Genomic DNA, 14,820 nt, shown 5'->3' on the forward strand with positions numbered 1-14,820 from the left:
AAGGGTGGCAGGGGAATCCCTCTCGCCACAGGGACTCTTATTCGTAATGGGTCCACATGCGAATTATTTTAACCGTTTTTATTTCTTCCAGGACCTCATAAACCAGCCGGTGTTGAATGTTGATTCTCCGAGAATAGGCCCCTGAAAGATCGCCAAGCAGTTTTTCATACGGAGGGGGATTTTTGAATGGGTTTTCTTTGAGAAGTTCGAGAATTCGCTCTGCCTGAGGTTTGAGACCGGCGTGGGCAACTTTTTTTGCATCCTTTTGTGCCTGCCTGGTGAAAACCAAATGCCAGCCTACCACTCCAGATCCTCACTGCATTCTTCAACAGGGGTCTTAAGACCGGCCTGGATCGATTCACGCATCCCGGGAACCGACGTGAGATAGAGTGTTTCCTGGATCGCCCGCCAATCCTCTTCCGCAATAAGAACTGCCGAGTGTCGTTTCCCAACGATTTGGATCGGGTCATGTGACGCTGCAACATCATCAACAAGGCTGTACAGGCATTTTCTTGCTTCTGTCGCTGTTAGAGTGGGCATTTTTATACCTCCATTTCGTACGATAAATCGTACGTAAGTTTCCGGGGTAAGTCAATGGTTTGTTTTTGCTTTACACAACGCCAAATAGAAACCCCAGATTAACGCTGCAGTCATGGCGATTCCCCCGGCGACGAAGAAGAAACGGCCAATGGCATGGTCCCATGGAAGGAGCCCCAGCTTACCCAGCATGATCTCCCAGTCGTGGTAATCTTCCACCTCGCTCCCTGTCACACCTCCCAGGAGCGGGAGCTGCCCTGCACGGGCGTCGTCGGCATAGGGAGCCACGTCCGCCATGCTTTCGCCGAGCCACCAGATGCCGATGGCTGCTCCATAACGGTCGCCGCGCATGAAAAACGAGACTGCGACCGCCGCCGGCACCAGTAGCTGCATGATCGTTCCGCCGGCAACCTGGATGAAGCGGCCAAAGGGTGAGAAAATGACGTGCCCAGCCTCGTGAAACGGCAGATTGACCAGATGAAGAAATGATTCACCGATGAAATTGGAAGCGATGGAGTGGCTGAGGATGCGGAACGAGTAGAAGCCGAGAAGGATCAGAAATGCGGCGCGGATCAAGCTTTGCGGGGTAAAAGCGGTTTGTGGCGCAGCAAGGGGGAGGGCAGCGGCCTGATCCTGGGCTTCGGGCACGCTGGCGTCCCGTGCACGGATCTTGGCGAAGATCACTCCGCAGTACGGGCATGTTTCGCTACCTGCCGGTGAGGGAGCGGCACATTTCGGGCAGGCGGTTACAGATGGGGAAACATTATTTCGCTCAGCGTTGATCATGTATTGGCTTCCGGTTCAAGGTGATTCCATAGTTGCAAGCATGAACACCAACCTTTCATGCTTGTTATTTCAATATTTCGAGTCTGAAACGCACAATTTTAACCTCGCCCATGACATACTTCTGAACTTTCAGTTTAAAAATCCAACTGAGTCCTTGCCCCCGTTCCGCCTCTATATCTGTCTCATCAAGGTCTAGAGACTCCAATAGTGGAGGCACAGCCAGAAATTCCTTGGGCGTCACAATAATTTCAGATGGAACTGCGGCCTCGCCCTGCCGCACTACCTTTATGGATTGAATAAATCTAAGGCCACCTTGATCGGCAAGAATTCGCTCGTGATTATCGAAGACAATGGCCGGTCTGAGGACCGCGGCTACCTCACGAATGAATTCTGGGTCTGATATCTTTTTCTTTATTCTGTTGTCGATGTACGAGTTAACACCATACAATGCGGCTATCAGTGCTGAGATGACTCCAATGAAACCACCAACTGCCTTGATTGTTGTCCAAAGACCAGAAGTAATTCCCACGCGAATCTCCTCAGAGCATTATTGCGCTAACGCCACAAGCCTGACCGGTGCGTTTTGGGGCCGGTCTTGGCGCTAGTTGGACATTTGATATATCCTGTCATACTTAGTGTAAAGATATTTCATGTAGGATTTAACTGACAGTTGCTCAGCTGTAAATTTATGGATTAATTCACTAGCAGTGAACTTACAACCATGCGTATAAATATTTGATTTTAACCAATCAAGAAGCGTGTCAAACTTGCCATTTTTAATCTCTTCTGCAATTTCTGGACATGTACTAATGGCGCTGTCATAACACAAAGCACTTATAACGTTGCCTAGTGTATAACTTTGGAACCCACCACCTATTAGATCGCAGTACCAATGTACATCTTGAAGTACCCCGTTTATATTGTTTGAAGGGAAAATATTCAAATCACTAGCATATCGAGCATTCCATGCGTCAGGCAAATCCATCACTTCAAGATTACCCTCTAGCAGGTCAAGTTCCAGATCAAAACGTATCATCACATGTAAATTATAAGTTACCTCATCTGCTTCAGTGCGTATTAGTGTTGGCTTAACTTTATTGATGGCACGGAGAAATGATTCTACGGTTATACCATTAAGTTGATGCGGAAAGACATTTTTAAGCACCGGAAAAAAATAGTGCCAAAAAGCATCACTCCGCCCGACAAGGTTTTCCCACAACCGAGCCTGACTTTCGTGGATTCCCATTGATGCACCCTTTGCAAGAGGGGTCCCATCAAATTTCGATGATATACCCTGCACATACATTGCATGGCCAGCTTCATGTAATGTGCTTGAAAAGGACTCAAAAAAACTATTCTTGTTTACATTTGTAGTAATGCGAACATCGTCAAGTGACATATTAATTGTGAACGGATGTATAGAAAGGTCTTGTCTGCCGCGCTTAAAGTTATATCCAAATGCCTTAATAACCTTAAGGCCAAAATCTAGTTGTTTTTTTTGAGGATAAGATTTGAACAAAAATTGATCATCCGGTTCAGCTTTGCTTGAAATTTCTTTTACCAATGGCACGATCCCCTCTTTAATTTCTTTAAAGACAGGACGCAGTAATGAAACTTTCATTCCATACTCTTCATTTTGAATTAACGGGTCGGCTATATGCTCATAAGGGGAGAAGAAGTTGGCATATTCTCTGCTCAAATCTATGGTTGTTTGTAAATAAGGCGCAACAATTGAAAAATTGTCTTCTTCACGCGCTCGACACCAAGCTTCATAAGATGCTGATTTATGTTCCTCCAACACCGTTATAAATCGTGGCGGGACTTTAATTGCCTTTTCGTATTCCCGCTTAGTAACTCGTATGAGACTTGTGTCGTCTGACTCATATGGGAGATTTTTTGTTGATAGTAAAAGTTTGTCAAGCAATTTACCAATCGAGGGACTGGTGAACTTTTCATGAGCCAAGCGTGCCAAAGTTGCTTTTTGTCGCCCACGCGCATATGCACCTTTTGGAGGCATATAAACGAGTTCGTCCCACTCCAACAAGTTGTTGGTGGATTCTATGTCAGATATTTCTATTAGTTTGTGTTTAAGTTTAGTTAGGTCGTCTTTCATTTTTTATCCTTTTAAAGTCGGTATTAGCTTAGCTTTTTCCAAGTTGACTCGGAGGATTCTATTCGTTGTGTATCATGATCAAACCACGTAGCTTGACCTTTCATACTCAGCCTGTCTGGACTAACAATGAGTTGAATCATGCCTACGCCGGTTATGTTTCCTTGCTCGCCTCGTTTTTTATATGATCCAAAAATCATATTGTGCTTTGCTTTTAAATCATAATCAAATATTCTCGGTGTTACTTTTGTTTCACCTGTTCCTGTAATTATGTTACCAAGATGGCTCAACCTGGTAATCTCTTGTTCGATAACCCAATTTGTACACCCGCCATCTTCTGGCTCTTTAAAAATTTGCTCCCATTTGCCAGTAAGGTCATATCTATCTGGGTTCAGAAAATGAAAAACAGAACTGAGCATTTTATTAACGAATATAGTGAGCCTTGGAGTAAGATAATTTGCTATAAAACCTCCTGCAATACCTAAAACAAATCCAATTGAAAGTGATAGATAATCCATCCTACAACCTCCTTTAATTCCAATGATCTGCTCAACGTGTTGAGGGCGCAGGGCGGAGCGTAGCGAAGGCCGACTGCCGCCCTGTTGAACCTTATTATGGTCTTGGAAAAATTCCAATCTCCAATTTTTCCCTACACAGTTTTCTTATATAGTTTTAGAAGCTCACTGGCTATTTGGATGTGAGGGAAAGGGGACGTTGTTTGCTGGTTTGCTAGCAACCCAATATCCTCTCCATCATCTCCCCGAATGCCGGTTTTTCTCAACCTTCCGATGTGCAATGGCCTCTTCCTGAACTCGCTCTACACCTGCAAAAAAACCTCGCTCCCCCGCAGGCTGCCTGTGGCAGGCTCATTTCTTCCCCCCATCCCCCTGAAGATAATCTGCCAATATCGATCGGCTGTGCTCGTCATCGTGACAGTAGACACAGAGGTTTTCCCAGTTGCTACCGTCGGGTGGGTTGTTGTGATGATTGCCATCCTTGTGATGGACGGTGAGCAGATGCAGGTTGGCAAGGTCGAATTCCCGGCCGCATTTGGCGCAGATCCAGCCGTGGAGTTTCAGGGAGCGCTCCCGGTAGTTGTCGGGGGCGGTTTGCCCGGCCCTCATTCTGCGAACGATCTCGTCGGCTTCTTCCTGGGTTTTTGCCGCCGGCTTCGGGGCGCGGGGGCGAAAGGAACGGGTCATGATCAACTCACTTTTTCAGGTCGTTCGATTCGGTCTGTTCCCGCATCGGCTGGCCTGCTTTTTCTTCAGGGGCCAGACCTTCACGCTCGTTGGCTTTTTTGAACATGGTCAAAATCCGCTCCTTGATGGTGACGTAGCCCGAAGAGAGATGGTCGGCGTAGACCTTGTAGACGAAGACGAATGAGCCCAAAAAAAAGGCGATCATCACCACCCTGGCAAGCTGTGGCGATGGCAGGAATTCCAGCAGGCGGGCAATAATGGGAAAGGCGGCGGCGATGGCGCAAACGACAAGCAATGGCTTCAGCCAGGGAAAACGTGCGCACAGTTGGCCGAACTTGCCCGGCTGCTGCATGTCGCTCTGTTTTTGCACGTCGATTTTTTCAGCAGTCGAATTATCGGGGGCTGCCTGCGGACCAGCTTCCGGTGCGGAAGTCGGGATGCTGGGCTTATCTTCGCGGATCACCTTCATGGTTCCCCGGTATTTTTCCGGGACCGTTTCCAGCTTGTTGGTCATGTGGACCGTGCCTTTGCCGTCCTTGTATTTGTAAAAATCGGCCTGGACGCTGGCGTGAAGAAGCAGGACCAGCAGTGGGCACAGCAGCAAAAATTTTCTTCGGTTCATTGGTTATTCTCCAGTGGTCAGCGATGTGGCATCGATGAAGATATGCTCGGCGTCCGGTAATGCGGCACGGATCTCTTCTTTGCATTTACAGATGATCCTCTCAACCTCGCCTGCGGGAATGGCATCGTCGAAATCGATGCGGGCGGCGATCAGGCAGGCATTTCTCCCAAGCTGCATGGAGTAAATTTGGCCAATGCTGCTGATACCCGGCTGCAGGCCGAGAATCTCCCGTACCCTCTTCAGCTTTTCCCGCCCGATGCTCTCTCCCACCAGCAGTTTGCGCATTTCATTGGCCAAGAACACGGACATGGCGCCGAGGATGACACCGATCAACACCGAGGCGATACCGTCAAAGAGGGGATTGCCGGTCACCTGGACCGCTGCCGTGCCTGCCAGGGCAACAGCCAGGCCGACCAGGGCGGCCGTGTCCTCGATGCTGATGACGACTAGGTCGGAATCTTTCGACTCCCTGAGAATGGCGATAAGCGGGGTTCCGGCGGGGGCGTGCTTGCGGATGGCGCCGATGGCCACGACCCAGGAGTAGCCTTCGATGAGAAGGGATGATCCCAGAATCGCGTAGATGGGGAGGAAGCTTGCCAGTGGGGCGGGGTGCAGGCATTTTTCGATTCCTTCGTAGAGGGAGAAGGCGGCGCCCAGGGAGAAGAGGATGACTGCTACCAGGTGGGACCAGTAGTATTCTTCCTTGCCGTGGCCGAAGGGATGCCCCTTGTCCGCCGGACGCCTGCTCCGTTTGCCGCCGAACAGGAGCAGGAGCTGATTGCCTGCATCTGCCGTCGAATGCACTGCTTCGGCAAGCATGGCCGAACTGCCTGATATTATGGCGACGATGAATTTGATGGTTGCAATGAGGGTGTTTCCTGCCAGTGCGGTTAAGACCGCCTTGTATGAGCCGCTTGTGTCCACGTCTTCTCCTGGAGCCTGGATTTTTAAGAATCTTATAGTAAAGATCCTCTGCAAAAGCCAGTAGATTTTATCCTCTGTAGATATCCCAGCCCGAATACCAATAGGTTCGAAGTTCAATGGTACTAGTTTTTTCTTATGAAGTTGGCGAAACTCTGTTATACTCTCAGGGTTTTATGTGCGGTATAGCCGGCAATGTGCGGGCGGTGCCCGTGCCAAGGCCCATGAAACAAGGATTTCGCCGCGCGGGGGTAAACCCTGCTGCAGGCTATTAAAACATGAGGGTTGATGGGTAGTGAAACGCCTGTCCCCGCGAAAAAGGAACGAGAATGTCGAAAAAAATGCTGATTAACGCGCTCCATGCTGAAGAGGCGCGGGTGGCCATCGTCGATGACGGTCACCTGGTGGAGCTGGATATCGAGATTGCCGGGAGCGAACAGACTCGCGGCAACGTCTACAAAGGTGTGGTGGTCCGGGTGGAACCGGGGCTGCAGGCGGCCTTCGTGGACATAGGCCACAAAAAGCTGGGATTTCTCCAGATGGGGGAGATCCACCCGGAAAACTGGCACTGGCGCGACGACGTGCCGGAAGAGCAGCGCAACCGGCGTCCGCGCATCCAGGAGATCCTCCGCCGTGGGCAGGAACTCATCGTCCAGGTGGAAAAGGGGGAGCGGGACAACAAGGGTGCTGCCCTGACCACTTACATCTCCCTGCCGGGGCGCTACATGGTGCTCATGCCCGGCAGCGACTCCGCCGGTATTTCCCGCAAGGTGGAGAGCGAGAGCGAACGGAAGAAGCTGAAGGAGCTGGTGGCCTCCCTGGAGATACCCGAGGGAATCGGCTACATCATGCGCACCGAAGCGGTGGGGCGGACGAAAACCGAGCTGGGCAAGGACCTCCAGTACCTGGTGAATCTCTACAATGAGATCAAGGAAAAAGGGGCTGAGATAAAAGGGGCGGGTCTCATCTACCAGGAATCGGACCTGGTGATCCGCACCATCCGCGATTATTTCACCGCCGAAATAGACGAAGTGCTGGTTGACAGCAAGGATGTCTACAAGCAGGCCCGGGCCTTTTTCAAGCAGACCATGCCCAAAAATGAAAAACTGGTGAAGATGCACCAGGAAAAACGGCCGATCTTTTCCCGTTTCCAGCTTGAAGAGCAGATCGATCTCATCTACGAGAAAAAGGTCCCCCTTAAATCGGGGGGCTCCATCTTCATCGAACCCACCGAAGCCCTTGTCTCCATAGACGTCAACTCGGGAAAATCCACCGGCGAAAAGGGTGTCGAGGACACCGCCTTCAAAACCAACCTGGAGGCGGCTGCCGAGGCGGCACGGCAACTGCGGCTGCGCGACCTTGGCGGGCTGATCGTCATCGACTTCATCGATATGCGTGAGCGCAAGCATAACGCTGAGGTTGAGAAGGCGCTCAAGGCGGCTCTCAAGGGGGACAAAGCCCGGGTCACCGTGGGCAAGATCTCCCAGTTCGGCCTCCTGGAGATGTCCCGGCAGCGGATCAAGCAGACCCTCAACCAGGCCAGTTCCCTGGAATGCCCCCATTGCGAGGGGCGGGGCAAGGTCAAGTCGGTGGAGGCCATGGCACTTGCCTTCCTGCGCAAGGTGCACGCCGCGGCAGCCAAAGGGACCGTCGCCGAGGTGCGGGGAGGCCTGCCCCTGGAGGTGGCCTACTACCTGTTGAACCGCAAGAAACGGGAGCTTGCACAGATCGAGACCGATTACGACATGGAGGTGACCGTCAAGGGAAAACCTTCCTTCCTCTTGAACCAGATAGAGGTCGACCTGGTCAAGCGGGAGCGGCCGTTTACGGAGGAAATCGCTCCGGAGGTGCCACAGCCTGAGGCCGGCGTGCCGCCTCTGGCGGCAGCGGCGGCGGAAGCGCCACCTGCGGAAGAGGGTAAGGCGAAGAAAAAGCGGCGGCGCAAGAAAAAACATCATGGCGAAGGTGAAGCCGTGGTTGTCGCCGAGGTTGCAGTGCCCCCCCTGGAAGAGGGTGCAGCTGAAGCTGCTCCGGTTCCCGCCGAGATTCCCGGAGCCATCGAACTCGGACCGGAAGCGACTCTTGAAGAGCCTAAGAAAAAGCGCCGGCGCAGAAGACGCCGGGGCAAAGGGGGTGCCGAGGCGCCGGCTACGGTGGAGGCGGCAGAAGGCGCGGAAGCTCCCGTTGCGGCAGAAGAGCCGATTGAGGAGCATCCGGCCGAGGCGGTTGCAACGGAAGAGCCCCACGGCGAAGAAGGGAAGAAGAAGCGCCGCCGCCGGCGCAAGCGGGGGGGCAAGGCTGCTCCCGAGGCGGTGGCAGAGGGGGCAATGGCCGAGCCCTTAGCGGAGGCTGCTGCTCCGTTGCCGCCCCAGCCTGAGAAACCGGCGGAAGCGCCCGCAGCCGAAAAGCCGAAAAAACCCCGCGCGCCGCGCAAAAAGAAACCGGCGGCTGAGGTGGAGGCACAGGCGGCACCGGCACCGGTGGAACAAGCGGCGCCTGCTCCGGCGGAGGCGCCGGAAAAGCCGGCAAAGGCGAAACGGGCCCCGCGACCGCGGAAAAAAGCGGCTGAAGTTGCCGAGGCACCCCAGGCTGAAGCGGTTGCAGAAGCGGAGAAGCCGAAGCGGAAACGGGCACCACGGAAGAAGAAAGAGGAAACACCGGCTGAGTAAACCTGAATCTGTCTCCCCGGGAGGATATATGAAGATTCTGGCAATGGTGACGGCTACGGTTTGTCTTATTGCATCCACCGCCGGTGCCGCGCAGTTCGGCGGTGTTGAGGAAATCTCCGCCTACCTGGCCCCCCATTACTTCCAATGGGAAGAATTTCACCAGGGGGAGAAGCTGCTCCGGGAGCAGGGCTGGTTGATGGGGGCGGGTGGAACTGCCCGGGTGAACCTGTTGAAAGCGGAAGCCGGTTCCCTTATGGCGACGGGCCGGGCGGAGCTTTTCGGCGGGATAGTGGACTACGATGGCCAGACCCAGGGGCCGGACAACCTGCCGGTGAAAACTGACGTCAATTACTTCGGCACCAGGGAAGATGTGGATCTGGGCTGGCGTATTTCCCAGCAGAAGCTCTCCGTGGAACCCTTCTTCGGTCTCGGCGCCCGCTGGTGGTTGAGGGATCTGGATGATTCCACGACGGTCAACCGGTCGGGTGTACCGGTGATGGTAAACGGCTATACCGAGGACTGGCGCAGCTTCTATCTGCGCCTGGGGGGACGGTTCGACGTTGTCCTTACCGACGACTGGCGCCTTTTTGCCGAAGGGGGAGCCAAATACCCCTTCTACACGGAAAACGCCGTGGAAATTTCCGGCGACGACGTCACCATCAAGCCAGATGGAAGGTGGTCCGGCTTTGCCGAGGTGGGGGCCCGATACAATAAGCTGAAGCTGAGCCTCTTTTACGAGGGATTCCGCTACGACCAGTCCCCCGGGGTTGTTGTAGGCACCTTCCGCTATTTCCAGCCGATCTCCAAGTCTGACATTTTCGGCCTTCGTTTTGGATGGGCATTCAGGTAGCATGCTGACATTTTTCTTCATAGCGCTGCTCGGCGCCCTTGGCTGTCTCTCCCGCTACTACCTTTCCGGCTGGGTCTACGACATCTGCGGCAGATCCTTTCCCTACGGCACCTTTGCCGTCAATATCGTCGGCGCCTTTCTCATCGGCCTTATCATGGAATTCTCCATGCGCAGCACCCTGGTGCCGCCCCAGTTGCGGGTGGGGCTCACCATCGGCTTCCTTGGCGGGCTGACCACTTTTTCCACCTTCAGCTATGAAACCTTTCGCCTCCTTGAGGATGGCGAACTGCTGATAGCATCAGCGAACGTGCTTGCCAGCGTCCTGGTCTGCCTGGTCTTCACCTGGCTGGGGATTCTGGCAGCCCGATCTCTATGAATGCATCGAAGGGAGGCATGACCATGACCAAACTGACCGGCGAACAGGTACTGATGCGGATCTTCATCGGCGAAAGCGACCGCCACGGTCATGTGCCCCTCTATGAAGCACTGGTGGAGCTGTTCCGCAGGGAGGGTCTGGCCGGGGCAACTGTCATACGTTGCATTGCCGGTTTCGGTGCCCACAGCGTCTACCATACGGACAAACTGCTGCGCCTCTCCACGGACCTTCCGGTCATCGTCGAGGTGGTGGACAGCCAGGAGAAAATCGATGCCGTCATGCCCCGTATCGACCAAATGATGGACGGCGGCATGATCACCCTGGAAAAGGCCACCGTGATCCGTTATAGCCACCACGCCAATAGGTAAAAGTTTCAGGCAACTCTCCAAGGATGGCTGTCGGGGCTTCGGGAGTAAGTGACCGAGCCGCAGCGGCGAGCGGACACCCGCCGTACGGTTACTGAAAGGGTAACCGGTGTAAATCCGCATCGGGATTGCTCAGGCTGGCGACGGTGCAAGGTCCGCAGCTGTGGCGACCGAGCGAACGGACGAAGTCCCGGCAGCCATCCCGCCTCCTTTCTCATCCATCAGAGAAAAAGATCCCCCGTTTTCCACGAAGGTTGCATCACCTCCCCCCTCTGCTATACTTCTCATGAGCTTTGCCCAACGCCCACCTGCCGTTTGCCGCCCTTCCCGTAAAGGATCAAGTGATGCCATGGAATGTGAATTTCAGCCCGGAATGGATTGAAGAGCAGTACCTTATCTGGAAGGAGCATCCCGAGCGGATCCCAGCGGACCTGCAGGCTTTTTTCCGCGGCTTCGAGCTGGGGAGCGGCGGGGAAGGGAAAATCGACCAGCGCTTCGCCCTGAAGCAGTCGGCGGTGCAGTCTCTTATCTATCGTTACCGGGACATCTGCCACCTTCTTGCCTGTACCGATCCCCTCTCTCCCTGCCAAATCGACCATCCGCTGCTCAGCCTTGAGGCCTTCGGATTGGAACCTGCCGACCTGGATACGGTCTTTCATACCCGCCGATTCATGAAGGAAAGCGCCACCCTTCGTGAGATCCTGCAGGTCATGCGGGATACCTACTGCCGCTCCATCGGCGTGGAATTCATGCATATTCAGGAGCCTGCCGAACGGCAGTGGCTCATCGACCGCATGGAACCGATAGGGAACCGGCCTTCTGTGCCTGTCGAGGAGAAGCTCGCCATTGCCGGGCAGATTTACGAGGCATCACTCTTCGAGGCGTTCCTCAACCGGAAGTTTCCCGGCCAGACCCGCTTTTCCCTGGAAGGGGGGGAGAGCCTGATACCGCTGCTCAAATACCTGGTGGCTGAGGCGGCCCAGGGGGGAATCACCGACCTGATCATGGGCATGCCCCACCGGGGGCGTTTGAACGTTCTGGCCAACGTCTTCGGCAAGCCGCTGGAAAACCTCTTCGCCGAATTCGGCGACAACAGCCTGCACGGGGTCATCGGCGAGGGGGATGTGAAGTACCACAGCGGATACTCCGGTCGCTTGGAAACAGGCGGACGTTCCATCCACCTAACCCTGGCGGCCAATCCCAGTCACCTGGAGGCCATCGACCCGGTGGTGGAGGGGAAATGCCGGGCGCGCCAGGACCGCTACGGCGACAGCCGGGGTTCCAAAGTCCTGCCGGTGCTGATCCACGGCGACGCCGCCTTCTCCGGCCAGGGGGTGGTGGCGGAAACATTCAACCTTTCCCAGCTGGAAGGCTACCGCACCGGCGGCACCGTCCATATCGTCGTCAACAACCAGATCGGTTTCACCACCCTTGCCACCGATGCCCGCTCCAGCTGCTACGCCACTGATACGGCAAAAATGGTCCAGGCGCCGGTCTTCCACGTCCAGGGGGACGATCCCGAGGCGGTTGTCTTTGCTGGCCGGCTGGCCCTGGCGTACCGCAATACTTTCAGCCGGGACGTGGTGGTGGAGATCATCTGCTATCGCCGCTACGGCCACAACGAAGGGGACGAGCCCTATTTCACCCAGCCACTCATGTACGAAAAGATCGCCAACCGTCCTCCCCTCCACGAACTCTATGGGGCCAGGCTGCGGGAGGAGGGAATCGAGCCGGACCGACTGGAAGAGCTGTCCCGCATGGTTTCCGACCACCTCCAGAATGCATTCGGGAAGGAACCAGTCGAACACGATGAGGGGTTCAGGGAGGGATGGCAAGGGATCGAGCGGGAATATGCACCAGACAAGATCGAAACGGGAGTGGGAGGAAGAGAACCCCTTGCTGTGATGGAGAGCGTGGCTGCCTTTCCCCAGGGATTCACCCCCCATCCCAAGCTGGCTGCCCTGCTCAAACGGCGGCTCGATACGGTCAAGGAAGGAAAGCCCATCGACTGGGGCACGGCAGAGACACTGGCCTTCGGCTCGCTTTTGCAGGAAGGAATATCGCTACGCCTTTCCGGTCAGGACGTGCGGCGCGGCACTTTCAGCCAACGCCATTGCGCCTACTTCGATTACCAAACGGAACGGGTTCATGTGCCGTTGGCGGCCCTGTCCAAGGACCAGGCCCAGTTCAACGCCTACGACAGCATGCTTTCAGAATATGCCGTGCTCGGCTTCGAATACGGCTACTCCGTCGAATTGCCTCTGGGGCTGACGATCTGGGAGGCCCAGTATGGCGATTTCGCCAATGGTGCCCAGGTGGTCATCGACCAGTTCATCGCCTCGGGGGCGAGCAAATGGGACCGGGGGAGCGGTCTGGTGATGCTGCTTCCCCACGGCTACGAAGGGCAGGGGGCCGAACATTCCAGCGCCAGGATCGAGAGATTTCTCCAACTCTGCGCCATGAACAACATGCAGATTGTCTTTCCCTCCACTCCTGCCCAGTATTTCCATCTCCTGCGGCGCCAGGCCAAACAACCCTTCAGACGGCCGTTGATCGTCTTCACCCCAAAGAGCCTGCTTCGCCATCCCCTCTGCGTGTCGAGCCCGACCGACCTGGAGAGCGGCTGGTTCAGGGAAATTCTGCCAGGGGAAGACAACCCGGACAAAGTCCGCCGGGTGCTGGTCTGCTCCGGGAAGATCTACTTTGAACTGCTCAAGGCAAAGCAGGATGCGGGAAGGGACGACGTGGCCCTGGTGCGGATCGAACAGCTCTATCCCCTGCGCCTGGATCTCCTGCGGGATGCCCTTTCTCGCTATGGTCAGGCGGAATTCCGCTGGGTTCAGGAGGAACCCCGCAACATGGGGGCATGGATCTTCATCCGGCCCTACCTGGAAGAGATCGTCGGCACAGCGGTTGCCTACGTGGGGAGGGAAGAGGAGGCGGCGCCGGCGGTGGGTTCCCATCGTCAGCACGTGATCGAGCAGGAAAAGGTGATAAATGATGCATTTGCACAATAACTTTTTTATTCCCCTTCCTTGATGGAACTGGGCAGAAAATAATTTCGGAGAGAACCATGGAAATAAAAGTTCCATCAGTGGGGGAATCGGTCAGCGAGGCGCTGGTGGCCAAGTGGCACAAACAGGACGGGGACCGGGTGGAGAAGGATGAGGTCCTTTGCGAGATAGAGACCGACAAGATCACCCTGGAGATCAATGCCGACGCGGCAGGAACGCTGGCAATCCGCGCCCGTGAAGGTGAAACAGTGAAGATAGGCGCCGTCATCGGCACTATTGCCGAAGGTGAAGGGGTGAAGCCTGCCGGTGCTGCAGCGAAGGAAGCAGGCCCGGTCGAGGCGAAAGCGGCGGCAGCGGAGCCCCCCATGTCTCCGGCTGTACGCAAGATGGCCCAGGAAAAGGGGATCAAGCCGGAAACCATCAAGGGGAGCGGCAAAGGTGGGAGGGTCACCGTGGATGACCTCCTCAAGCAGCAGGCGGCGCCGAGCCCCCAGCCGGCCCCCCAGCCAACCCTCTCTTTCAGATCCGAAGAGCACACTCCTTACCAGACCGCTCCGGAAGGCAGGATCACCCGCAAGACAATGACCCCCATCCGCAGGAAAATTGCCGAACGGCTTCTGGCGGCGCGACAGCAGACCGCCATGCTTACCACCTTCAATGAGGTGGATATGGGGCGGGTCATGGAACTGCGCCGGCGCCACCGGGAGCAGTTGCAGAAGAAATTCGGCGTCGGCCTTGGGTTGATGCCTTTCTTCATCAGGGCCTGCGTCGATGCCCTCAAGGAGTTTCCCGCAGTCAATGCCCGTATCGACGGCGACGACATCGTCTATCAGCACTTCTATGATCTGGGCATTGCCGTCGGTGGCGAAAAGGGGTTGGTGGTGCCGGTGATACGGGATGCCGATCGTCTTTCACTAGTGGAGATGGAGCAGAAAATCGTATCGCTGGTGGCGCAGGTGGAAAAGAACCGCCTGAGCCTGGAGGATCTCACCGGCGGCACCTTCACCATCAGCAACGGCGGCGTCTACGGCTCCATGCTCAGCACCCCCATCCTCAATCCCCCACAGAGTGGCGTCCTTGGCATGCACGCCATCCAGGAACGCCCGGTGGTGCGGGATGGGCAGGTGGTCGTCCGACCGATGATGTATCTGGCCCTTTCCTACGATCACCGTATCATCGACGGGCGGGAGGCGGTGGGGTTTCTTAAAAAAGTGAAGGAGTATATAGAAGACCCGGAAGAAATGCTGCTGGAAGGGTGAGAAACGCGCCCTTTCCGCAATATCTGCGTTGATCTTCGTGATTCCTTGTGCGGCGTACCTGATGTACGCCTCCGCGCAATCCCTCGATACGCCTTGATCTTGCGAAAAA

15 protein-coding genes are annotated in these 14,820 nt (G+C 55.3%); 6 read left to right on the forward strand and 9 right to left on the reverse strand.

Annotation, left to right across the window (positions count from 1 at the left end):
* Window positions 1-37: 37 nt before the first annotated feature.
* The 9 genes from ML541_RS12080 to ML541_RS12120 all read right to left on the reverse strand — a co-directional run bounded on the left by ML541_RS12080 (window position 38) and on the right by ML541_RS12120 (window position 6,181).
* Window positions 38-304, reverse strand: coding sequence for a Txe/YoeB family addiction module toxin (locus tag ML541_RS12080; protein ID WP_243373204.1), 267 nt, complete (start codon window positions 302-304; stop codon window positions 38-40).
* Window positions 298-540: a type II toxin-antitoxin system Phd/YefM family antitoxin gene (locus tag ML541_RS12085; protein WP_243373205.1), complete on the reverse strand. Its 243-nt coding sequence runs from the start codon at window positions 538-540 to the stop codon at window positions 298-300. Before ML541_RS12085 ends, ML541_RS12080 begins: the two co-directional genes overlap by 7 nt.
* Window positions 541-591: 51 nt before the next feature.
* The gene (locus tag ML541_RS12090; protein ID WP_243373206.1) at window positions 592-1,323 is read right to left on the reverse strand and encodes a zinc ribbon domain-containing protein; all 732 of its coding nucleotides are present in this window, start codon (window positions 1,321-1,323) and stop codon (window positions 592-594) included.
* 64 nt (window positions 1,324-1,387) lie between these two features.
* A complete protein-coding gene (locus ML541_RS12095) occupies window positions 1,388-1,852 on the reverse strand; it encodes a hypothetical protein (protein WP_243373207.1) in 465 nt (154 codons plus the stop codon).
* Between the two features lie 72 nt (window positions 1,853-1,924).
* Window positions 1,925-3,436, reverse strand: a complete 1,512-nt coding sequence (locus ML541_RS12100; protein WP_243373209.1) for a carboxypeptidase M32 — start codon at window positions 3,434-3,436, stop codon at window positions 1,925-1,927.
* A gap of 23 nt (window positions 3,437-3,459) precedes the next feature.
* Window positions 3,460-3,951, reverse strand: a complete 492-nt coding sequence (locus ML541_RS12105; protein ID WP_243373210.1) for a hypothetical protein — start codon at window positions 3,949-3,951, stop codon at window positions 3,460-3,462.
* Window positions 3,952-4,299: 348 nt separating this feature from the next.
* Window positions 4,300-4,635 carry a YajD family HNH nuclease gene (locus ML541_RS12110; RefSeq protein ID WP_243373212.1) on the reverse strand — a complete coding sequence of 112 codons (336 nt, stop codon included), beginning with the start codon at window positions 4,633-4,635 and terminating at the stop codon, window positions 4,300-4,302.
* A gap of 7 nt (window positions 4,636-4,642) precedes the next feature.
* Window positions 4,643-5,257 (reverse strand): DUF4124 domain-containing protein, encoded by a 615-nt coding sequence (locus ML541_RS12115; protein ID WP_243373214.1) that lies wholly within the window; start codon window positions 5,255-5,257, stop codon window positions 4,643-4,645.
* A gap of 3 nt (window positions 5,258-5,260) precedes the next feature.
* Entirely contained in the window at window positions 5,261-6,181 is a 921-nt protein-coding gene (locus tag ML541_RS12120; RefSeq protein ID WP_243373216.1) for a cation diffusion facilitator family transporter, read from the reverse strand.
* 326 nt (window positions 6,182-6,507) lie between these two features.
* Between ML541_RS12120 and ML541_RS12125 the strand changes: the two genes are divergently transcribed.
* From ML541_RS12125 to odhB, 6 genes are all read left to right on the forward strand, one after another.
* Window positions 6,508-8,847, forward strand: a complete 2,340-nt coding sequence (locus ML541_RS12125) for an Rne/Rng family ribonuclease (RefSeq protein WP_243373218.1) — start codon at window positions 6,508-6,510, stop codon at window positions 8,845-8,847.
* A 28-nt stretch (window positions 8,848-8,875) separates the two neighbouring features.
* A complete protein-coding gene (locus ML541_RS12130) occupies window positions 8,876-9,697 on the forward strand; it encodes a hypothetical protein (protein ID WP_243373221.1) in 822 nt (273 codons plus the stop codon).
* A 1-nt stretch (window position 9,698) separates the two neighbouring features.
* Complete coding sequence (gene crcB / locus ML541_RS12135; protein ID WP_243373223.1) at window positions 9,699-10,073, forward strand: fluoride efflux transporter CrcB; 375 nt, start codon at window positions 9,699-9,701, stop codon at window positions 10,071-10,073.
* A gap of 23 nt (window positions 10,074-10,096) precedes the next feature.
* Window positions 10,097-10,441: a DUF190 domain-containing protein gene (locus tag ML541_RS12140; protein ID WP_243373224.1), complete on the forward strand. Its 345-nt coding sequence runs from the start codon at window positions 10,097-10,099 to the stop codon at window positions 10,439-10,441.
* A gap of 341 nt (window positions 10,442-10,782) precedes the next feature.
* Window positions 10,783-13,455: a 2-oxoglutarate dehydrogenase E1 component gene (locus tag ML541_RS12145; RefSeq protein WP_243373225.1), complete on the forward strand. Its 2,673-nt coding sequence runs from the start codon at window positions 10,783-10,785 to the stop codon at window positions 13,453-13,455.
* A gap of 56 nt (window positions 13,456-13,511) precedes the next feature.
* On the forward strand, window positions 13,512-14,711 hold the full coding sequence (gene odhB / locus ML541_RS12150) for a 2-oxoglutarate dehydrogenase complex dihydrolipoyllysine-residue succinyltransferase (protein ID WP_243373226.1): 1,200 nt from the start codon (window positions 13,512-13,514) through the stop codon (window positions 14,709-14,711).
* The last annotated feature ends 109 nt before the right edge of the window (window positions 14,712-14,820 follow it).

Origin of the sequence: Geotalea sp. SG265, assembly GCF_022808985.1 — a bacterium.
In the GTDB taxonomy this organism is placed as follows: Bacteria; Desulfobacterota; Desulfuromonadia; order Geobacterales; family Geobacteraceae; genus Geotalea.